The sequence below is a fragment of the Ottowia sp. VDI28 genome, assembly GCF_049532675.1.
In the GTDB taxonomy this organism is placed as follows: Bacteria; Pseudomonadota; Gammaproteobacteria; order Burkholderiales; family Burkholderiaceae_C; genus Ottowia.
The window spans coordinates 2840454-2857982 of record NZ_CP149820.1; the positions used below are offsets into that span (position 1 = coordinate 2840454).

The 17529-nt window shown below is 61.8% G+C and carries 20 protein-coding genes and 2 pseudogenes; 18 read left to right on the forward strand and 4 right to left on the reverse strand.

The annotated features are described in order from the left end of the window. Nucleotides 1-92 precede the first annotated feature (92 nt). The 4 genes and pseudogenes from WJU18_RS13550 (at nt 93) to WJU18_RS13565 (ending at nt 2704) form a co-directional block, all read left to right on the forward strand. A complete protein-coding gene (locus WJU18_RS13550; RefSeq protein WP_423460559.1) occupies nt 93-1151 on the forward strand; it encodes an aldo/keto reductase in 1059 nt (352 codons plus the stop codon). Nucleotides 1152-1157: 6 nt separating this feature from the next. Then, nucleotides 1158-1648, forward strand: a pseudogene (locus WJU18_RS13555) (aminoacyl-tRNA deacylase). A gap of 64 nt (nt 1649-1712) precedes the next feature. Next, complete coding sequence (gene plsY, locus WJU18_RS13560; protein WP_423460560.1) at nt 1713-2345, forward strand: glycerol-3-phosphate 1-O-acyltransferase PlsY; 633 nt, start codon at nt 1713-1715, stop codon at nt 2343-2345. Nucleotides 2346-2374: 29 nt separating this feature from the next. Further along, nucleotides 2375-2704 carry a RidA family protein gene (locus tag WJU18_RS13565; RefSeq protein WP_423460992.1) on the forward strand — a complete coding sequence of 110 codons (330 nt, stop codon included), beginning with the start codon at nt 2375-2377 and terminating at the stop codon, nt 2702-2704. Between the two features lie 124 nt (nt 2705-2828). Here the strand turns inward: WJU18_RS13565 and WJU18_RS13570 are convergent, their stop codons facing one another. Then, the gene (locus tag WJU18_RS13570) at nt 2829-3404 is read right to left on the reverse strand and encodes a retropepsin-like aspartic protease family protein (protein ID WP_423460561.1); all 576 of its coding nucleotides are present in this window, start codon (nt 3402-3404) and stop codon (nt 2829-2831) included. 71 nt (nt 3405-3475) lie between these two features. Further along, on the reverse strand, nt 3476-3961 hold the full coding sequence (locus tag WJU18_RS13575) for a YajQ family cyclic di-GMP-binding protein (protein ID WP_423460562.1): 486 nt from the start codon (nt 3959-3961) through the stop codon (nt 3476-3478). 63 nt (nt 3962-4024) lie between these two features. Here WJU18_RS13575 and murB point away from each other — a divergent pair. Then, nucleotides 4025-5097, forward strand: a pseudogene (gene murB / locus WJU18_RS13580) (UDP-N-acetylmuramate dehydrogenase). Between the two features lie 22 nt (nt 5098-5119). Here murB and WJU18_RS13585 read toward each other — a convergent pair. Next, the gene (locus tag WJU18_RS13585) at nt 5120-5437 is read right to left on the reverse strand and encodes a pyrimidine/purine nucleoside phosphorylase (protein WP_423460563.1); all 318 of its coding nucleotides are present in this window, start codon (nt 5435-5437) and stop codon (nt 5120-5122) included. 78 nt (nt 5438-5515) lie between these two features. Beyond that, nucleotides 5516-6745: a hypothetical protein gene (locus tag WJU18_RS13590; RefSeq protein WP_423460564.1), complete on the reverse strand. Its 1230-nt coding sequence runs from the start codon at nt 6743-6745 to the stop codon at nt 5516-5518. A gap of 77 nt (nt 6746-6822) precedes the next feature. Here WJU18_RS13590 and WJU18_RS13595 point away from each other — a divergent pair, with 77 nt between their 5' ends. From WJU18_RS13595 to WJU18_RS13655, 13 genes are read left to right on the forward strand one after another with little or no spacing between them, the layout of a single operon-like run. Continuing rightward, nucleotides 6823-7719, forward strand: coding sequence for a GntR family transcriptional regulator (locus WJU18_RS13595; RefSeq protein WP_423460565.1), 897 nt, complete (start codon nt 6823-6825; stop codon nt 7717-7719). 60 nt (nt 7720-7779) lie between these two features. After that, entirely contained in the window at nt 7780-8946 is a 1167-nt protein-coding gene (locus WJU18_RS13600) for an ABC transporter substrate-binding protein (RefSeq protein WP_423460566.1), read from the forward strand. Between the two features lie 52 nt (nt 8947-8998). After that, nucleotides 8999-9937: a ferritin-like domain-containing protein gene (locus tag WJU18_RS13605; RefSeq protein ID WP_423460567.1), complete on the forward strand. Its 939-nt coding sequence runs from the start codon at nt 8999-9001 to the stop codon at nt 9935-9937. A gap of 30 nt (nt 9938-9967) precedes the next feature. Then, nucleotides 9968-10393, forward strand: a complete 426-nt coding sequence (locus tag WJU18_RS13610) for a hypothetical protein (RefSeq protein ID WP_423460568.1) — start codon at nt 9968-9970, stop codon at nt 10391-10393. Further along, on the forward strand, nt 10390-10896 hold the full coding sequence (locus WJU18_RS13615; RefSeq protein ID WP_423460569.1) for a hypothetical protein: 507 nt from the start codon (nt 10390-10392) through the stop codon (nt 10894-10896). The genes WJU18_RS13610 and WJU18_RS13615 overlap by 4 nt, the downstream gene beginning before the upstream one ends. Nucleotides 10897-10901: 5 nt before the next feature. Further along, nucleotides 10902-11774, forward strand: coding sequence for a branched-chain amino acid ABC transporter permease (locus tag WJU18_RS13620; RefSeq protein ID WP_423460570.1), 873 nt, complete (start codon nt 10902-10904; stop codon nt 11772-11774). Between the two features lie 3 nt (nt 11775-11777). After that, nucleotides 11778-12836 carry a branched-chain amino acid ABC transporter permease gene (locus WJU18_RS13625; protein ID WP_423460571.1) on the forward strand — a complete coding sequence of 353 codons (1059 nt, stop codon included), beginning with the start codon at nt 11778-11780 and terminating at the stop codon, nt 12834-12836. Continuing rightward, the gene (locus WJU18_RS13630; protein WP_423460572.1) at nt 12817-13587 is read left to right on the forward strand and encodes an ABC transporter ATP-binding protein; all 771 of its coding nucleotides are present in this window, start codon (nt 12817-12819) and stop codon (nt 13585-13587) included. The genes WJU18_RS13625 and WJU18_RS13630 overlap by 20 nt, the downstream gene beginning before the upstream one ends. Then, entirely contained in the window at nt 13580-14293 is a 714-nt protein-coding gene (locus WJU18_RS13635; protein ID WP_423460573.1) for an ABC transporter ATP-binding protein, read from the forward strand. The genes WJU18_RS13630 and WJU18_RS13635 overlap by 8 nt, the downstream gene beginning before the upstream one ends. Then, nucleotides 14283-15164, forward strand: a complete 882-nt coding sequence (locus tag WJU18_RS13640; RefSeq protein ID WP_423460574.1) for an alpha/beta hydrolase — start codon at nt 14283-14285, stop codon at nt 15162-15164. Before WJU18_RS13635 ends, WJU18_RS13640 begins: the two co-directional genes overlap by 11 nt. 45 nt (nt 15165-15209) lie before the next feature. Continuing rightward, on the forward strand, nt 15210-15599 hold the full coding sequence (locus tag WJU18_RS13645; protein ID WP_423460575.1) for a RidA family protein: 390 nt from the start codon (nt 15210-15212) through the stop codon (nt 15597-15599). Nucleotides 15600-15603: 4 nt separating this feature from the next. Then, nucleotides 15604-16590 (forward strand): alpha/beta hydrolase, encoded by a 987-nt coding sequence (locus WJU18_RS13650; RefSeq protein ID WP_423460576.1) that lies wholly within the window; start codon nt 15604-15606, stop codon nt 16588-16590. A 57-nt stretch (nt 16591-16647) separates the two neighbouring features. Then, the gene (locus WJU18_RS13655) at nt 16648-17391 is read left to right on the forward strand and encodes an RNA methyltransferase (RefSeq protein ID WP_423460577.1); all 744 of its coding nucleotides are present in this window, start codon (nt 16648-16650) and stop codon (nt 17389-17391) included. Nucleotides 17392-17529 lie beyond the last annotated feature (138 nt).

Below are 17529 nucleotides of genomic sequence, written 5' to 3' on the forward strand. Positions count from 1 at the left end.
CGATATTAAGGCAACACCAGGGCTCGGTTGAACTTGGAACGCGGTACGATCAGGCCAGTATTCGCGCTCTCTTTTTGTACTCTGTTTTTCTCATGCAAACCATCGGCCTCGGGCGCAGCGATCTGCGCGTCACTCCCATCTGTCTCGGCACCATGACTTTCGGCGAGCAAGTGGATGAGCCGGCAGCACATGCCATCATGGACCGCGCTATTGAGCGCGGCGTCAATTTCCTCGATACCGCCGAGATGTATCCGGTGCCGCCCAGTGCATCGACATATGGCCGCACCGAGACCTTTATCGGCAATTGGCTCAAGGCCCGTCCAGGCAGGCGGGAAAAGATCGTGCTGGCCAGCAAGGTCGCGGGCCCTTCGCGCGGAATGCCGTGGGTCCGTGAAGGCACCGGCATGACGGCGGCCGATATCGAGGCCTCGTGCAATGCCAGCCTGAAGCGTCTGCAAACGGACGTGATCGATCTTTATCAGATCCACTGGCCCGAGCGCCATGTTCCTTCCTTTGGCAGCCTCTATTACGAGCCGTCGAGGGAAAAATCTGCCACACCGATCAGCGAGCAATTGGAGGCATTTGCCAAGCTGGTGAAAAGCGGCAAGGTGCGTGCCATTGGCCTCTCGAACGAAACTCCCTACGGTGTGCATGAGTTCGTACGGCTGGCCGAACAGCACGGGCTGCCGCGCGTGGCCACGGTCCAGAACCCCTACTGCCTGACGTCCCGCAGCTATGACAACGGGCTCGACGAAACCTGCCACCGGCTGGACGTCGGCTTGCTGGCCTATTCGCCGCTCGGCTTTGGCTTGCTGACGGGCAAATACGATGCCACCGGCATCCATGCCGCCGACGCGCCCCGTGGCCGCATGAGCCTGTTCGAGCGCATGAAGAACCAGCGCTGGGGCCTGCCGGCCGCACTGGACGCCTCCCGGCGCTATAACCAACTGGCCCGCGATCATGGCCTGACACCGACGCAGATGGCGCTCGCTTTCTGCTATCGCTCATGGCGCGTCGCCAGTACTATCATTGGCGTGACCACGCTGGCGCAACTTGACGAGGACCTGGACGCCTGGGATACCCAACTCTCGCCCGAGGTGCTGGCTGCCATCAATGCCATCAGGCAGGAGCTGCGTGATCCGGCGCAGTAAGCACACATGAGCAAACGAGGCCACGTCAGCGAAACCCCCGCCACCGCGCTGCTGCGATCTCACAAGGTGGTGTTTACCGAACACCCGTATGAGTATCTGGAGCATGGCGGTGCCGAACACAGTGCCGAGGTGCTGGGGTTCGATCCGTTTACCGTGGTCAAGACGCTGGTCATGCAGGATCAGGATGCCAAGCCGCTCATCGTACTGATGCACGGCAACCGGAAGGTATCTACGAAGAACCTGGCGCGCCAGATTGGCGCCAAATCAGTGGAGCCCTGCCAGCCGGCAGTGGCCAACCGCCACAGTGGCTATCTGGTGGGGGGACTTCACCTTTCGGCACCCGGCGCGACATGCCGGTGTACATTGAGGAGAGCATTCTGGCGCTGCCGCGCATTGCCATCAATGGGGGGCGCCGGGGCTATCTCATCGGCATCGAGCCGCAGGTATGCGTGCAGGTGCTGGGCGCCAAGCCGGTGCAGTGCGCGATCGACCTGTAGCGGCATGGGTAGCCAAGCGTTTGCCGGCAGGTATTGAACTATAAATTCGGAGGCTTTCTAAATCGTGGAAACATTTTGGTCCTTGCTGGCAGTCGTGCTGGCCTATCTGATCGGCTCGCTCAGTTTTGCCGTCATCGTCAGCCGAGCCATGGGGCTGAAGGATCCCCGAAGCTATGGCAGCAAAAATCCTGGCGCCACGAATGTGCTGCGCTCGGGCTCCAAGGCGGCCGCCATCGTGACCTTGTTGCTGGACGCCGCCAAGGGATGGCTGCCGGTGATGCTGGTCAAATGGTTTGGCGCCGCCTATGGGCTGGGGGAGGGCACGCAGGCCCTGGTGGGCGTGGCGGCTTTTCTGGGGCATCTGTATCCAGTGTTCTTCGGCTTTGCCGGCGGCAAAGGCGTGGCTACCGCGGCGGGCGTATTGCTGGCCCTGGAACCCTGGCTGGGTGTGGCCACACTGGCTACCTGGCTCATCATCGCCTTCTTCTTTCGCTATTCCTCGCTCGCCGCGATCATTGCGGCGATATTCGCGCCGGCGTACTACCTGATCGGCGACGGCGTGGCCTGGAGCTCGGATGGAGCGAAGGCGCTGGCCATGGCGGTCATGGGCGTCCTGCTCATCTATCGCCATCGTGAAAACATCAACCGCCTCATGGCGGGCACTGAATCCAAGTTGGGCAAAAAGGGCAAGAAATGAGTGGGGTGAGCGAGCTGAAGCGCCATGGCATGGGCCCGCGCCTGTCAGAAGCGGCCATTTTCAATGGCGTGGTCTATCTGGCGGGCATGGTTCCCGAGAATGGGGCTCCCGATATCCGAGGCCAGACGGCCGATGTGCTCGCCCAGGTCGATCATCATCTGGCCGCCTGTGGCAGCAGCAAGGCGCGCATTCTTCGCACGCAGATTTTCCTGGCCGACATCAACGATATCGGTGCGATGAACGAGGTATGGGATACCTGGGTAGCGCCCGGCCATGCGCCGCCGCGCGCCACAGTGCAAGCCGCGCTGGCCGATCCCACCTGGAAGATCGAGATCATCGTAACCGCCGCACAGGATTAAAAACTCCAGATTGAGAACTCAAGAGGCCGCGGAGCAGGCCATACGCAAGCACCCGCGGAGCTGGCTTTGCCAGGCCGCCAGGTGCGTCCCCCTTGGGGGGATGGCGCGTAAGCGCCTCAGGGGGCTACCTTCTATTCAGCGTCAGCTGATCAGCGTCGCGCCGCATATTGAACCGGTTCAGGAAGCTGTTGCCCAGCAGCACGGCGGGCATGGGCATGGGGGTGACGACGGCGTCGACCTCGTATACCGTGACCTCTCCCAAGCGCACGGTGCGCAGCTTCAGGCGCCAGCCTTGGGCCGTACCGTTGGCAGTATTCATCAGCACGGGCCTGCCGGATTTGTAGTCGAGGCCAAGCCGGTCGGCCTCGGACTGGCCCAGCGCCACATCTGAAGCGCCCGTATCCACCAGAAACTGGACCGGCCGGTTGTTGATGCTGCCTTGGGTGAAGAAGTGCCCCCGGCTGTCGGCGCTGAGCACAATACGGTCGCCACCAGCGCTGGCGGGCGCGCCCCCTACGTTGGCAGGGGATTCGCCTATGTGCAAGGTGTGCCGCTGTCCATTCAGGCTGATCACGGCCTGATCGCCGCTGGTGGAGAGAACGCGGACGCCGCCCACGGACTCGCCCGGAGCCACGCTGCGCGGCGCACCACCATCGATGATGAGCAGGGCCCGGTTGCCCAGCATGCCCTGCAGGCTCACGGATTGACTCCAGGCTGCAGTGGCGTGACCCAGCAGAACCAGGCAGCAGGCTGTCAGGCCAACAGGCTTCATCAATCGCGGAAATTATCGAAAGACAGCGGCAGATCGACCATTTCCTTGCGCAGCAAGGCCATGGCGGCTTGCAGGTCGTCCCTTTTCGCCCCCGTGACACGTACCGCATCACCCTGAATGGCGGCTTGCACCTTCAGCTTGCTGTCCTTGATGAGTTTCTGGATTTTCTTGCCATCTTCGGTGGCGATGCCGTTTTTGACTTTGACGACCTGCTTGACCTTGTCGCCGCCGATCTTGGCAACCGGGCCCTTGTCCAGGAAGCGCACATCCACATTCCGCTTGGTGAGCTTGTTGCGCAGGATGTCTTCGACTTGCTGGAGTTGAAACTCGGCATCCCCCAGCAGGGTGATTTCCTTGTCTTTGAGCTCGATGGCGGCCGAGGTGCCTTTGAAATCGAAGCGTGTGCCGATTTCCTTGGCGGCGTTTTCCACCGCGTTCTTGACTTCCACCATATCTGGTTCACAGACGGTATCGAATGAGGGCATGCTGGATTCCTTTTGCTTGTGGCTTGTTGCCTGGGCGCATAAGCGCAGTGAGACAATTGTCCCATGTTAGTGGAGCAAAACGTCCCCCTTCAGCCGCTCAATAGCTTCGGCATCGCCGCGCGCGCCCTTTCCCTGGTGAGGGTGCGCAGCGTAGACGACGCACGCGCCGTGCTGGCCGATCCCGCTCTGGCCGCTCAACCCAAGTTCGTACTGGGCGGGGGCAGCAATATCGTCCTGACGGGCGATGTCAAACCCCTGGTGCTGAAAGTCGAGGTGCCGGGCCGCCGTGTGGTGCGTGAGACCGAGCGCCACACCATCGTAGAGGCCGGCGCCGGTGAGAATTGGCACGATTTCGTGACCTGGACCTTGGACCAGGGCCTGCCTGGCCTGGAGAACCTGGCGCTCATTCCAGGCACTGTGGGGGCATCGCCCGTGCAGAACATTGGCGCCTATGGGGTGGAACTGCAAGACCGCTTCGATTCGCTCGATGCCATGGATCTGGCCACCGGCGAGCTTTTCAGCCTGGATGCCGCCCAGTGCGGCTTTGGCTACCGTGATTCCGTGTTCAAGCATCCGCCTGCGGTGCCCAGCCAGGACGGGCGGGCGCCGCCGAGCATGGGGCTGGGCGGCCGCGCCCTGATCCTGCGCGTGCGCTTTGCGCTGCCGAAGGAGTGGAGGCCGGTGCTTGGTTACCTGGATCTGGAGCGGCGCATGCAAGAGGAGGGCGTTGCCAGGCCTACCGCCCGGCAGCTCTATGACTGGATCGTGGCCATCCGCCGTGCCAAGCTGCCTGACCCGGCGGTCATCGGCAATGCAGGGAGCTTCTTCAAGAATCCCACGGTGACGCCCGAGCAGTGCCAGGACATCATTGGCCGGGATCCCAAAGTGGTGCATTACCCGATGGCTGACGGCAGCATCAAGCTCGCGGCGGGGTGGCTGATCGATGCCTGCGGCTGGAAGGGCAAGCAGGTGGGCAATGCGGCCGTGTACGACAAGCAGGCGCTGGTGCTGGTCAATCGTGGGGGGCAGAGCACCCTGCCACCGGGGGCGAGGTGATGACCCTGGCCAAGGCCATCCAGACCAGTGTCTATGAACGCTTTGGTATCCGGCTGGAGCCGGAGCCGGTGGTGGTGTAGGGCTGCTGCCGGAATTTCCCGATCAAGCGTAGTGGCAGATGTAGTGATAGGACTCGGTGACCCGGATCTCGAAAGACGAGTTGGCTGGGATGCTGAATTTCTCGCCGGAGCCGGATTTTTTCCATTCGTCGGAGCCGGCCAGCTTGTACTCACAATGGCCACCTACGCATTCCATGATCTCGGCAGCCCCTGTATTGAACGTGAGCGTAGCCGGCAGTACAACACCCACGCTCTTTTTCGTGCCGTCATCGAGGGTGAAGCCATGGGAGACGCACTTGCCGTCGAAATAGACATTGGCTTGGGTGGTGAGCGTGACGTTGGCGATGGTTTGTGTGGTCATGTTGAAAGACATATATATCGAGACAGGAGCCGGATGTTATCCGGCGCCGGGACCTCCAGAGCCTGTGGTCCTGAAAAATCAACGCCGGGTTGGCGCCACGGCGGTCACTCCGGGTGTCCAGACCGCGTCCAGGAAATCGAAATTCCTGTCCTGGTAGGCCTCTTGCAGCGCGGTTCCGGTCAGCCACGGTATCGCGGGACATGCTGAACGCAAAGCGGCGGCTTTCTGGGTGAGGCTCCCGGCTGTGGCGCCGGCAATAAAAGCGACAGGGATGACTTCGCGGTTCAATTCATTGGCCCATGGCAGGGATTTCTCATGGAGGGCTCTGCGCAGATGTCCCTCGGAGGCGGCCTCGGCATCTCCGAGCAGTACCAGGACACACGCGTGGCCCATGTGTTCGAACATCAAGGTGTCGGGCGATCCGACCCCATACTGCACATAAGCCCCCAGGGCGTGAAGTACCTGGAGCGCGGCGTTGAGGACGCCGATGCGGTCACCTTGTTCGAGCTGGCCAAAGAAAGCGATATCGGCAATCTCCTTGAGCAGGGCAGCCTCCTGGGCTTGCAGCGTCCGGCGCTGCCGGGATGTTTCAGCGAGCTGCTGGCGCAAGGCCTGCTCGCGCTCGGTGACCACCGGGCGCGCGCCCACGGCGCCGGAAACGCGGGCGTCCAGCCGCAAGCGGGCACTGAGGTCATCCAGGGCGCCGACCACGGCGGCGATGTCCGCTGGGGAAGCAGTTTCCCGGATTTCCGGAATTACCAGAATCCGCCCAGGGTGGCGGTATTCGTAGACTGCGCAGATCCCTTTACCCTCGCCCACGGAGGCTATCGCCTGGGCATCACTTGGCGCGAAAGTGGCCCGGGCGACCAATTGCGTGCCGAAGGCATCGAAGAACTGGCGGAATGGCTCGCCGGCTTCGCATTGAACGGTGGATGCCTCGCACGCCTCATGGCGCAAGTCCCGGTAACCCGGAAGCGCTTCGATCACGTCAAACGGGACGATGTCTTGAACCGTGTGCAGCCCCATGGTGGTGAACCCGGGCGCCAGCATGACCAGGGTGCCGCCACGGCCCAGGAACTCCTCGAACTCGGCGCGCCAGTAGCGGGTGTGGCTGAACATCCGCTGTGAATCGCGCACCTCCAGTACCGGCTTGCCCTCGAAGACGATGTCTGTCGAATAGACCTCGGCGATAGCGGCAGGGCGCCAGACCACCAGATCGAAATCATCCAGGGAGGCGGGCTCCGCAAAACTGAGTGCACTGGCCGCTTGCACGGGCATATAGGGGAAATCGATAAGTGCAATGGGCATGAAGGCAACACCTTTTGGCGGAAATATCTGTTGACAGCAAATTGACTGCATATCATGATATCCGTACAAGCTGATGAATGAGCAAATTTTCTTTATCCGTTATGTCAGATCTTGAAAAATCCCAAAGTCTGGCGGGCCTGGCCCATGCCGACCAGCCTGTCCAGGAGCGCTCTCCAGGTGATTCGCTCTCCCTGGACCGTGATTCCGCGCTGCCGCTTTATGCGCAATTGAAGCGCCGGCTGCAAACCCTTATCCAGAGCGAAGCATTCCCCAACGGCCGCTTTTATTCCGACCAGGAGGTCGGCGCCATGTTCTGCGTGAGCCGCTTCACCGTGCGGCAGGCGATCCAGGAGCTTGTGACACAAGGGCTTTTGCGCCGGGTCCAAGGGCAGGGCACTTTCGTCAATACCGAAAAGTTCGATGAGATCTTCGGCCCGCAGATGGATTTCCAGCATCAGTGGGAAAAAGGCGGCCGGCCGCTGACTTTTCGCCTGCACCGTTTCGCCATTGAGCCTTGTCCGGAAAGCATCGCTTTTCATCTGGGCGTCAGTGCGGGACAGGATGTGCTTCACATTGAGCGCCACCGCAGCAGCAGCGAAGCCACGATCTCTTACGACTACCGCTACATCCATCCGGATCTGGCGGGCTCCATTACGGAGCAGGAGGCGCTGCAGTACTCACTGCTCGATCTTCTGTCCCGCCGGGTGACCTTGTCTCATGCCCAGAACAGCATCGAGGCCGTCACGGCAGGCAGCGAGCTTGGCCAACTGCTCGGGGTGCCTCCCGAATCGGCTGTGCTGGTCCGGAGGCTGGTGTATTTCTGCGATGAGGGCATGCCTGTCATGTGCGGGCGCTCCTATTCGCCGGGCAGCTCGGTGCGCCATACGTTCACGGTCGCCCTTGCGAGCGATCACTTCGCCATGCAACCCACCGGCAGCGCTGGCGGGCAGATATCCACCGAAATCAAGGATTGAACTGCCCTTGGGCATGGTTCCTGCTTTTCCCATTTCCTCAACCCTCAACTACCGTTCGCCATGAATACACACATCTCCAAACGTACGACATTCAAGCTGCTTGGTCTTTTGATGATGGGGCTGGCAGCTTCGGCGCAGGCTCAGAGCAACTACAAGGTCGGTTCCGTGTTGTCGGTGACCGGGCCGGCGGCTTTCCTCGGTGACGACATGAAGGCCGGTATGGAGCTGGCGCTGGAAGAGATCAACGCCAAGGGCGGCGTTAACGGCAAGAAGATCGAATGGGTCTTCTATGACGCGGAGAGCCAGACGCAGAAGGGACTGAGCGCGACCCGCCGCCTGCTGACCCAGGACAAGGTGGAGATGATCGTCGGCGGCGGCAACATGAGCGGCATGGCGATTGCCATGCTGCAGCAGACGGAAAAAGCAGGTGTTCCGTTCATCTCGACTGAAGGCAGCATGCAGATCGTGATGCCGGTGGCCGAGCGGCCTTGGACTTTCAAGTCCACCGTGGACGATGACCAGGCTGTTGAGCGCGTGGCTGATTATTTCGACAAGAACAAGATCAAGAAAGTGGGCATGCTCGCGGATTCCTCGGGCTTCGGGCAAAGCGCTGTCGAGCAATGGAAGAAAGTGGCACCCCAGCGTGGGCTCGACGTGGTCTATGAATCGTTCAATCCGAACGATACGGACATGACCCCGCAGATCAACAAGCTCAAGGCCGCCGGGGTGCAAGCCATCGTATGCTGGACGGTGACGCCCGCTGGCGTTGTGGCCATGAAGCAGGCAAAGACATTGGGCATGGGCAACATGCCGTTTATCCACAGCTATGGTTTCGTGGACAAGCGCTACATGGATCTGGCTGGAGACGCCGCCAAGGGCGTTTTGCTGGTCAGCGTGAAATTCCCGGTGGGCGAGGATTTGCCCGACAGCGATCCGGTCAAGCCCCGGATTCTCGCGCTCAACAAGGCGTTCGAAGCGCGCTTCAAGCGCCGCCCCAATCAGTTCGTCGCACAAACCTATGACGCGATGTATCTGGCCAAGATGGCCCTTGAAAAAGGCGGCACAGACAAGGCCAAGGTCCGCGACGCGCTCCAGGGCGTTCAAAACTACCACGGCGTCGGCGGCACGTTCAACTTTTCTGCCACCAGCCATTCGGGTCTCTCCAAGTCCGATCTGGTGATGCTGAAGTATGAGGACGGGCGCTTCAGGCTCGCCGACTACAAGTAAGCGTCAGCCGGCCAATCCTTTCGATGAGCAGACACCACTCAAGGATATGAACATGAGCGCAGCTATCGCTACCCCCGCCCCGACCATTCTGGATGCGCCCGAGAGCCGCTTCCCTCTGGAGTTGGATATTGCCGTTCCACGTGTAAGGAACCTGTTCCACTCGGCCACGAACAACCAGTGGAACCCCGCCACCGATATCGACTGGGCGCAACTCGACATCACGCCCTACACCGCGGAGCAGCTCTATGCCGCGCGCATGTACTGGAGCCGGCGCGCCTGGGGTGAGTATGGCGCGATCTCTGAATCGCCCGCATTGCAGATCCGCTTCTGCCAGGAAAACTGCCCCCCTGACATGCGGCTTTATTTCACCATCCGCACCCAGGAGGAATCACGCCACGCCGAGGTGTGCTTCCGCATGGCGGAGAAGCTGGGGGGCTATATTCAGCAGCCCGATCTGTCGGAGTTTCAAGGCGCGGTCGCCACGCACGGCGTTCGCAAGATGGCGCTCGATCCGAGTGTTCCGCTGGAAGGCGTTATCGCCGCGCTTGTCTGTGCCGCGGAGGAAATCGCTTTCGATGTCTTCCGCCACCTGATTGACATTACACCCAACCCGGTCGCGCGGCAGGTGCTCAAGAGCATCATGCGCGACGAAGTGCGCCACTGTGCCTTTGGCTGGGCCTTCATGGACAGCCGTATTCCCCATCTCTCCAAGGCACAGCTGAGCGCCGTCGAGGACGCGATCGTGCTGATGATCGAGAAAGTCGAGCTCAATGGCTACCACAGCGCCTGGCTCGCGACAGAGGGTGCCGCCAAGGCCGGCGAAGTGGAGACGGACCGCCTGACGTGGGAGGCTGGTTTGGGCGCCACAGTGGAAGAGTTGGAGAAACCGGTGTTCGTGGCTTCCGTGCAGAGGATCCGGCGCCAGATGGAAGAGTCCTGGGGCATTCGGCTCCCGATGTTCCGCCATCCCAAGATCGACGGGGAATTCTGATCAAGCGAGCAGCCAGCAGGAGAAGAACACATGACACAGGCACACATGCAGGGCACCACGCCGACCCCGATCTTGGTCGAACGCCGTTTTCCGCTGGACCTTCACCGGTCCATCCAGTCCATCCGCGAACTGTACGAGACGGGCAAGCAGCAGCGCTGGAGTCCCGGCAAGGATATTGACTGGGACAAGCTGGATCCTTCGGCCTATTCATCCGTCCAGCTGGAGGCGGCGCGCCAGGTCTGGAGCCGCAGGGCCTGGCTTGAATACACGGGCCTGGCTGAAACGCCTGCGCTGCTGATCCGTTTCTGCCTGGAATTGGACCGTGAATCGGATCCCAAGTATTTCCTCACGGTCCGGAATACCGAGGAGGCATGGCATATCGAATGTTTCCACCGCTATGCGAAGCTTCTGGGGGGTACCAGAGCAGGCCTTCCAATCCAGCCTGGGAGCCGGTGATCAATCGCACGCTGTACCGCGATGCGCTGAATGCCACGCAGTCGCTGGATGCCTATGTGGCCACGCAATGCGCCATGGCCGACGGCTTGGAGCTTGAGCTGTATCGCCTGTACGCCAGCAACGCGCGCGAGCCGATCGCGGCGGAAATTTTGAAGCACGCGGTGCAGGCGAAGGAGCGGCATGCCTCGTTCGGGTGGCTGTATCTCGAAGAGCGTGCCGCCCGCATGGATGCCGCGGCCAAGCAGATGGTCGCGGCGCAGATCACCGGATGGATCACGGACGTGGCTTTCTCGGGGTACCACATTCCCAGCCTGTCCACGACGATCGATGCCCAGGCCGAAGACGCTGCCTCCACGCTGGCGGCGGAGGCCGGCCTCGGCGCAGCCACACCGGAGAGCGAGCGGCTTGCGTTCAAGGCGTATCTGCAGAATGCCTTCAACCGCCTGGAGCAGTTGGGCTTTGCCGTGGCGCGGCCTGAGCACCCTGTGCTGGGCAAGGTTTGACATCCATGAGTGACACCATCCAACTGCTGTTCGCAGGCCTTGGTACCGGAAGCATCTATGCCATGGTGGCGCTGGGCTTCAACATCATCTTCAAGAGCACGGGCGCGCTGAATTTCGCGCAGGGCGAATGGGTGATGCTGGGCGGAATGGTGGCCGCTACCCTTTATGCGGCCAAGGTGCCGCTGGCGGTGGCGTTCGCCGTGGCCGTGATCGTGGCGATGGCGGTAGGGGCGCTGTCCGAGCGGCTGGTCGTGCGCAAGCTCAAGAAGCCGACACCCATGTCAATCACGATCCTGACGATCGCGATCGCCATCTGCACCAAGAGCATTGTCATGCTCACGCTTGGAAAGAGTCCCGCAGGCCTTCCTTCCTTCTCGGAAAGCGGCCCCATTTCCATGGCGGGCGCTGTATTGGAGACCCAGTCTCTCTGGATCATCGGCATCGCTGCCCTGGTGATGGCAGGCGCAGGCTATTTCTTCAACCAGACCGTGCTTGGCAAGGCCATGCGCGCCGCTGCTGCCCAGCCTGAGGCGGCGGCTCTGGTGGGCATCAGTCCCCGGCTCACGATGAGCTTGTCATTCATTCTGGCTGCGGCGGTGGGGGCGGTCGCGGGCGTGATCGTCACGCCCCTGACGCTCACCTCATTCGATCACGGCACCATTCTTGGCTTCAAGGCGTTTTGCGCCGCGATGCTCGGCGGTTTGGGCAGCTTGCCAGGCGCGATGCTTGGCGGCCTTTTCCTCGGGCTGGCGGAGAGCTTCGCCGGGGGCATGCTGTCATCCCACTTCAAGGATGCCGTGGCATTCGTCGTTCTACTGCTCGTCCTTGTGAAATGGCCCAATGGCCTGTTGGGCCGCGGGCAGGTTGAGAAGGTGTAATCCATGCCGACACAGCCTCATACCACCTCCTTTGCAGGGCATCGCCTTGACCGCCAACGCTGGACCTTGCTCGCCGTATGGGTGCTGGCGCTGGTCTGGCCTCTGGTCGCACCTAACGACTACGTGTTGAGCCTGGGTGTCTATTTTTTCATCAACCTGATCCTGATCGCGAGCCTCAACGTCATCATGGGCTGGACCGGCCAGGTCTCGCTGGCGCACGCGGCGTTCTATGGCCTGGGCGCCTACGTCAGCGGCGTGCTGAATACGCGCTGGGGTGTTTCGCCCTGGCTGGGGACCCTCGCTGCGATTGCCGCCGTGGGGGGCGTGGCCGGGTTCGTCGGTTGGGCGACTCTGCGTTTGCGCGGCCCCTATCTTTCCATGGGTACGCTGGGCTTCAGCGGCATCCTGTCCGTGTTGTTCGTTGAACTCGTGCCGCTGACCGGCGGCCCCAATGGGCTCGCGGGCATCGAGCCCTATGAAGTGTTCGGCTATGCCCTGGACACACCGGGACGCTTCTTCTGGTTCGCCTGGCTCATGGGCGCCCTGGTGATGTGGTGCCTCATCAACCTGTTCTGCAGTGTGCCCGGGCGTTCTTTGCGTGCCATAGAAGGCAGCGAGATCGGGGCCAATACGCTGGGTGTCAACACGTTCCGGGCGAAGGTGATCGCGTTCAGCCTTTCCGCCAGCATGGCTGGCCTGGCGGGAGCCATGTATGCGCACTTCAATCTGTTCGCGTCTCCCGAGACATTCGGCTTCTTCGCCTCGGTGCTCCTGGTTGTGATGGTGGCGCTGGGTGGTGTCGGGTCTCTATGGGGGCCGGTGTTCGGCGCGGCGGTGCTGACTTGCGTGCCCGAGCTGCTGCGGCGTTTTCAGGACGCCGAGCTGCTCATTTTCGGCCTCTGCATGATCGCCGTGCTTCTCTATCTCCCCGGAGGCATTTCCTCGCTGGGCCAGCGGTTCGGGCGTGCCCGGCAAAGAAAGCGCCTGGGCAAGGGGGCGGATTCAAGCAAGCCTTTGCGCAATCTCAAGATGGAGTCGCCCAATGGCACTGTTGGACATTGAAAACGTGCGCGTGAGCTTCGGCGGCCTGCATGCCGTCGATGGCCTGAGCCTGTCTGTGGAGGCTGGCCAGATCCAAGGCATCATCGGGCCAAACGGGGCGGGGAAAACCACCTTGTTCAACGCCATCGCGGGAATCCAGAAGCTGAGTGCCGGCACCATACGGCTGCAGGGGCGCGAGATCCAGTCGCTCCAGCCTTATCAGCGCGCGGCACTGGGCATTGCGCGGACCTTCCAGAATCTGCAGATATTTCCGGATCTCAGCCTCATCGAGAACGTGATGATTGGCTACCATCCGCGCGCGCGCACCGGCTTCCTGTCTGCATTGCTGGGGCTGCCCGGCGTGCGCCAGGAGGAGCGGAAGATCGAGGAAGTCGCCTATGAAAAACTGGGGTTGATGGGGCTCAGCGACCGTGCGATGCGGCTTGCCGGAGACTTGAGCTTCGGCGAATCGAAGCTGCTGGAAATTGCCCGTGCGCTGGCAGCGGAGCCTCATATCCTGATGCTGGACGAACCCATCGCAGGGGTTCCCGCCTCCGAGCAGGCTCCGGTCGTCGGAATGATCCGCGAAGTGAATGCCACGGGCGTGACCGTGGTGCTCGTCGAGCACAACATGCGCATGGTCATGGGGTTGTGCCATCAGATCCTGGTCATGCGCAGCGGCCGCTATCTGGCCGCCGGCACGCCCAAGGAGATCGCCTCCAACCCCGAGGTCATCAGTGCTTATCTCGGTGAGGAGGCGGCTCATGCTTGAAGTACGGGACCTGCATGCTTCCTATGGCCACGGCGATGTGTTGCACGGGCTGAATCTCCATATCGGGGAGGGTTCGGTCACGGCGCTTATCGGGGCCAATGGCGCGGGTAAGTCCACCGTGATGAGAACCATCAGCGGCCTCATGAAGCCCACCCGGGGTGCCGTGCTCCATATGGGGCAGGACATCTCCGGCCTGGGCGCTGAGCGGGTGGTGCGGAGAGGTCTGGCTCTCGTGCCTGAGGGGCGCAAGGTGTTTGCCCCGTTGACAGTCGCCGAGAACCTGGAAATGGGCGCGTTCCAATATCTGATCAAGCGCGATACCACCCGCTATCAGGCGCAACTGGCGTTCGTGCTCGAGCTGTTTCCCAAGCTGAAGGAGCGCATGGACCAAGCTGCCGGCACGCTTTCGGGCGGAGAACAGCAGATGCTGGCCATCGGACGTGCCTTGATGTCGGCGCCGAAGGTGTTGCTGCTGGACGAGCCTTCGATGGGACTGGCGCCGCTGATCGTCAAGCAGATTTTCGAAGCGCTGGTGGCACTGGCTTCGCAGAACTTGACCGTCTTCATCTGCGAACAGAACAGCGAGATCACCTTGCGGCATGCGGACTATGGCTATGTCATAGAAAGCGGCCGCCTCGTGCTCTCAGGGAAAGCGGAAGAACTTGTCGCCGATGCGCGAGTAAAGGAAGCCTATCTTGGAGGTTGACGCACACCGCATCGTTGAGTTGATGCAAAAGCAGGAGTACAACTACAGCCTGCGCCCCCGGCATCCGGAGCGGGAGTCGATCTACGCCGACTACCGCGTGCGCAGCGAGCGTTTTCGCTCGCAAGCCTTGAACTGGAAGAGCATTCCCTATGGGGAATCCGAGCGCTGCGTCATCGATTGGTTTCCGGCGCTGAAGACACCGGGTGCCAAAGCCGCGCAGGAGGCACCGCCGCTTCTGGTCTTCATTCACGGCGGGTTCTGGCGGGCGCTTGATCACCGGCTGTTCAGCTTCATTGCGGAACAGTATGTGATGCGCGGCATCGCGGTGGCGATGATGGGGTATCAATTGGCGCCGGCTGTCCGGGTCACGGACATCCTGGAACAGGTTTCGAGCGCCATGCGCCTCTTGAACGCGCAGGCAGGAGAGTTGGGTTTCGATCCGCGGCGCGTGTGCATCTCGGGCCATTCCGCGGGCGGCCAGCTCGCGGCGATGCTGAGCGGCATCCCGCCGGAGGAACTTGGCGGGCATCCTCTGGCCTCGGTGGTTCCCATCAGCGGCGTTTTTTCTCTTCCGCCGCTGCTGCTGACGACAGTGAACCACGACGTACGCATGACGCCCGATGAAGCGCTGCGCATGAGCCCCAGCACGCTTCCACGCTTTTATGCCAGGCAGTTTTTCGTGGCGGTCGGGGAGCGTGAGACGGAGGGCTTCATTCAGCAGAGCCGTGATTTTGTGGAGGTGGTGCAAGGCACCGGCGCATCCGCGGAGCTTCATATCGTGCCTGCCCGCACGCACTTCGACATTCTTGAAGAGCTGGCCAATCCCGGCTTCGAACTTTTCCAGCACGTGCAAGAACAGTTGCGCGCCTAGCGCATTCTGTTGTGCGCGGGTTTCATCAACTCCAAGGAGACCACTTTGACCGACTTTCGCAATCCTGCCGCCATCGCCCCTCCCGTGGGCGCCTACTCTCACGCTGTCCATGTGACCGGGCCGGGCCAATGGCTGCATATTGCCGGGCAGATCGGGGTCGACGCCCAGGGCACGCTGGCCTCGGGCGTTCAAAACCAGGCCGATGCCGCGTGGAAGAATCTGCTGGCCATCCTCGCGGATGCGGGCATGGGCGTACAGCATCTGGTCAAGATCACGACCTACCTGGTTGACTCCAAGGATTTGCCGGCCGTCAATGCGGTTCGCAAGGAATACCTTGGTGAATGCCGGCCTGCTGCCACCCTGGTCGTCGCGAAAGAGCTCGCACGCCCGGAATGGCTGTTTGAGATCGAGGCCACTGCATTCAAAGGAGACTGAGCCGGTGCTGAACGCTTGGACCGGGCAGCCTTACGCGCAGCGGCTGGACCCGGAACTGGCGCGATTGCTTGAACGCCAGAAGGCGGATGGACCGAAGGCCGACCGCTATGCGGTGCCGTTTCCAGAATCGCGCAGGCTGCTGGAAGAGGAGCGCAAACGCACGCATTTGAACCGCGTGCCCATGCACCGGATCGAAGACGAAGAGGTCACCGTGAATGAGCGCCTCGTGCATATGCGCTGGTACCACGCCAGCCAGGGGGACGCCCGGCGCACGCCGATCGTCTATCTGCATGGCGGCGGGTGGTGCGTGGGCTCAAACGTGACGCACGACACAGTGCTGCGTCACTTGGCGCGCGCTACACAGGCACCGGTGTGTGGTGTCGAGTATTCGTTGGCGCCGGAGTATCCGTTTCCGGCTGCGTCAGAAGACGTGAGCGCTGCCGTTGACCATGTTCTCCGGCAGCGGATGGGATCGGCCGCCCGGGCGCCTGGGCAGGTCATTCTGGCGGGCGACTCCGCAGGCGCCAACCTGGCACTGGTGGAGGCCATGCGCCGGAGGGATCAGGGCCAAGTATCCGATATCGCCGCATTACTTTTGTATTACGGTTGCTATGCGCCATGCCGTGACGATGGCTCGTTTGCGGCGTATGGCGATGGCCGCTTTGGCTTGAGCAGGCAGGCACAGGAGCGCTATCTGGGGGCTTACCTGCAGGTTGCTCCGCCGCACGACTGGCAAGTCTTTCCTCTCGGGGGAAATCTCTGCAGCTTGCCGCCGGCCTACATACTTTCGGCCGAACTCGATCCGCTGTATGACGATTCCATCGAGCTGCATCAAGCGCTTCTGGAGAGCGGCGTGCCCTCGCATCTCTCCGTCGCCAAGGCCATGCCTCACGGTTTTCTGAATCAAGCCAATGATCTTCCTGCCGCGGCAGGAGAAATCGATCGGTCGGCAGCCTTTGTGAATGAACTGGTGGCTCAGGGCGGCGGGTAATATCGCGGTGAGGATGGCTTGAATACTGGCAGGCCATCATGATTGTTTGCCCACACCATGAAGACCCGCTTTATCCTGATCGAAACCAGCCATGCCGGCAATGTGGGCGCCGTGGCCCGTGCAATGAAAGTGATGGGCTTCGATGACCTGGTGCTGGTGAATCCGCGCTGGCCTGACGTGCTCACGCGGGCCGAGGCGGTCGAGCGGGCCAGCGGGGCCACCGATATCCTGGAACGCGCGCGCATCGTGCCCACGCTGGATGAGGCGCTTGGCGGCATGACGCACCTGTGCGCCACGGCCATGACCCCGCGCGATTTCGGGCCGCCCACACGGAGCCCGAGGAAGCATTTCGAGGAACTCCTTGGGCAGAGCCAGGGCATGGAAGCACCGGAGGGTGTGGCGTTTCTGTTCGGTTCCGAGCGGTATGGCATGAAGAACGACGACGTCTATCGCTGCCACGTGGCGCTGTCGATTCCCACGAATCCAGATTACGGCTCGCTCAATCTGGCGGCTGCCGTCCAATTGATCGCCTATGACTGGCGGCAGGCGCTGGCCGCCCGCTTCGGCGAGGCCTGGCAGCCGCCCGTGAATACCGAGCCCAGGCATGCCGATGCCGCGCAGGTGGCCGGCATGCTGGCGCACTGGCAGCAGGCGCTCGTGGATATCGGCTTTCTGGACCCCGCCGCTCCCAAGAAGCTCATGCCGAGGCTGGCGCAGATGTTCAACCGGGCAGAACTGACGCAGGAGGAAATCCACATCCTGCGCGGGATAGCCAAGGCAGTGACACGTCCCGGGCCGTGACACCCGGGCCGTGACACTGAAAGTCTTCCGGAATATGCTTATTCCTACTATGGAAACGACGATGAAGTGTTTGCGCGCCACAAAGACGTATTTTCATGAGGGCAGCCCGCATGGGGTGTCCCTGGAGGAAGAACATCC

Bases quoted from the DNA above. Each gene is read 5' to 3' on its own strand.
- WJU18_RS13550 (WP_423460559.1), top strand. From the start codon at position 93: ATGCAAACCATCGGCCTCGGGCGCAGCGATCTGCGCGTCACTCCCATC.
- WJU18_RS13565 (WP_423460992.1), top strand. From the start codon at position 2,375: ATGGGCCCGCGCCTGTCAGAAGCGGCCATTTTCAATGGCGTGGTCTAT.
- WJU18_RS13575 (WP_423460562.1), bottom strand. From the start codon at position 3,961: ATGCCCTCATTCGATACCGTCTGTGAACCAGATATGGTGGAAGTCAAG.
- WJU18_RS13585 (WP_423460563.1), bottom strand. From the start codon at position 5,437: ATGACCACACAAACCATCGCCAACGTCACGCTCACCACCCAAGCCAAT.
- WJU18_RS13590 (WP_423460564.1), bottom strand. From the start codon at position 6,745: ATGCCCATTGCACTTATCGATTTCCCCTATATGCCCGTGCAAGCGGCC.
- WJU18_RS13595 (WP_423460565.1), top strand. From the start codon at position 6,823: ATGAGCAAATTTTCTTTATCCGTTATGTCAGATCTTGAAAAATCCCAA.
- WJU18_RS13600 (WP_423460566.1), top strand. From the start codon at position 7,780: ATGAATACACACATCTCCAAACGTACGACATTCAAGCTGCTTGGTCTT.
- WJU18_RS13605 (WP_423460567.1), top strand. From the start codon at position 8,999: ATGAGCGCAGCTATCGCTACCCCCGCCCCGACCATTCTGGATGCGCCC.
- WJU18_RS13610 (WP_423460568.1), top strand. From the start codon at position 9,968: ATGACACAGGCACACATGCAGGGCACCACGCCGACCCCGATCTTGGTC.
- WJU18_RS13620 (WP_423460570.1), top strand. From the start codon at position 10,902: ATGAGTGACACCATCCAACTGCTGTTCGCAGGCCTTGGTACCGGAAGC.
- WJU18_RS13625 (WP_423460571.1), top strand. From the start codon at position 11,778: ATGCCGACACAGCCTCATACCACCTCCTTTGCAGGGCATCGCCTTGAC.
- WJU18_RS13630 (WP_423460572.1), top strand. From the start codon at position 12,817: ATGGCACTGTTGGACATTGAAAACGTGCGCGTGAGCTTCGGCGGCCTG.
- WJU18_RS13635 (WP_423460573.1), top strand. From the start codon at position 13,580: ATGCTTGAAGTACGGGACCTGCATGCTTCCTATGGCCACGGCGATGTG.
- WJU18_RS13655 (WP_423460577.1), top strand. From the start codon at position 16,648: ATGAAGACCCGCTTTATCCTGATCGAAACCAGCCATGCCGGCAATGTG.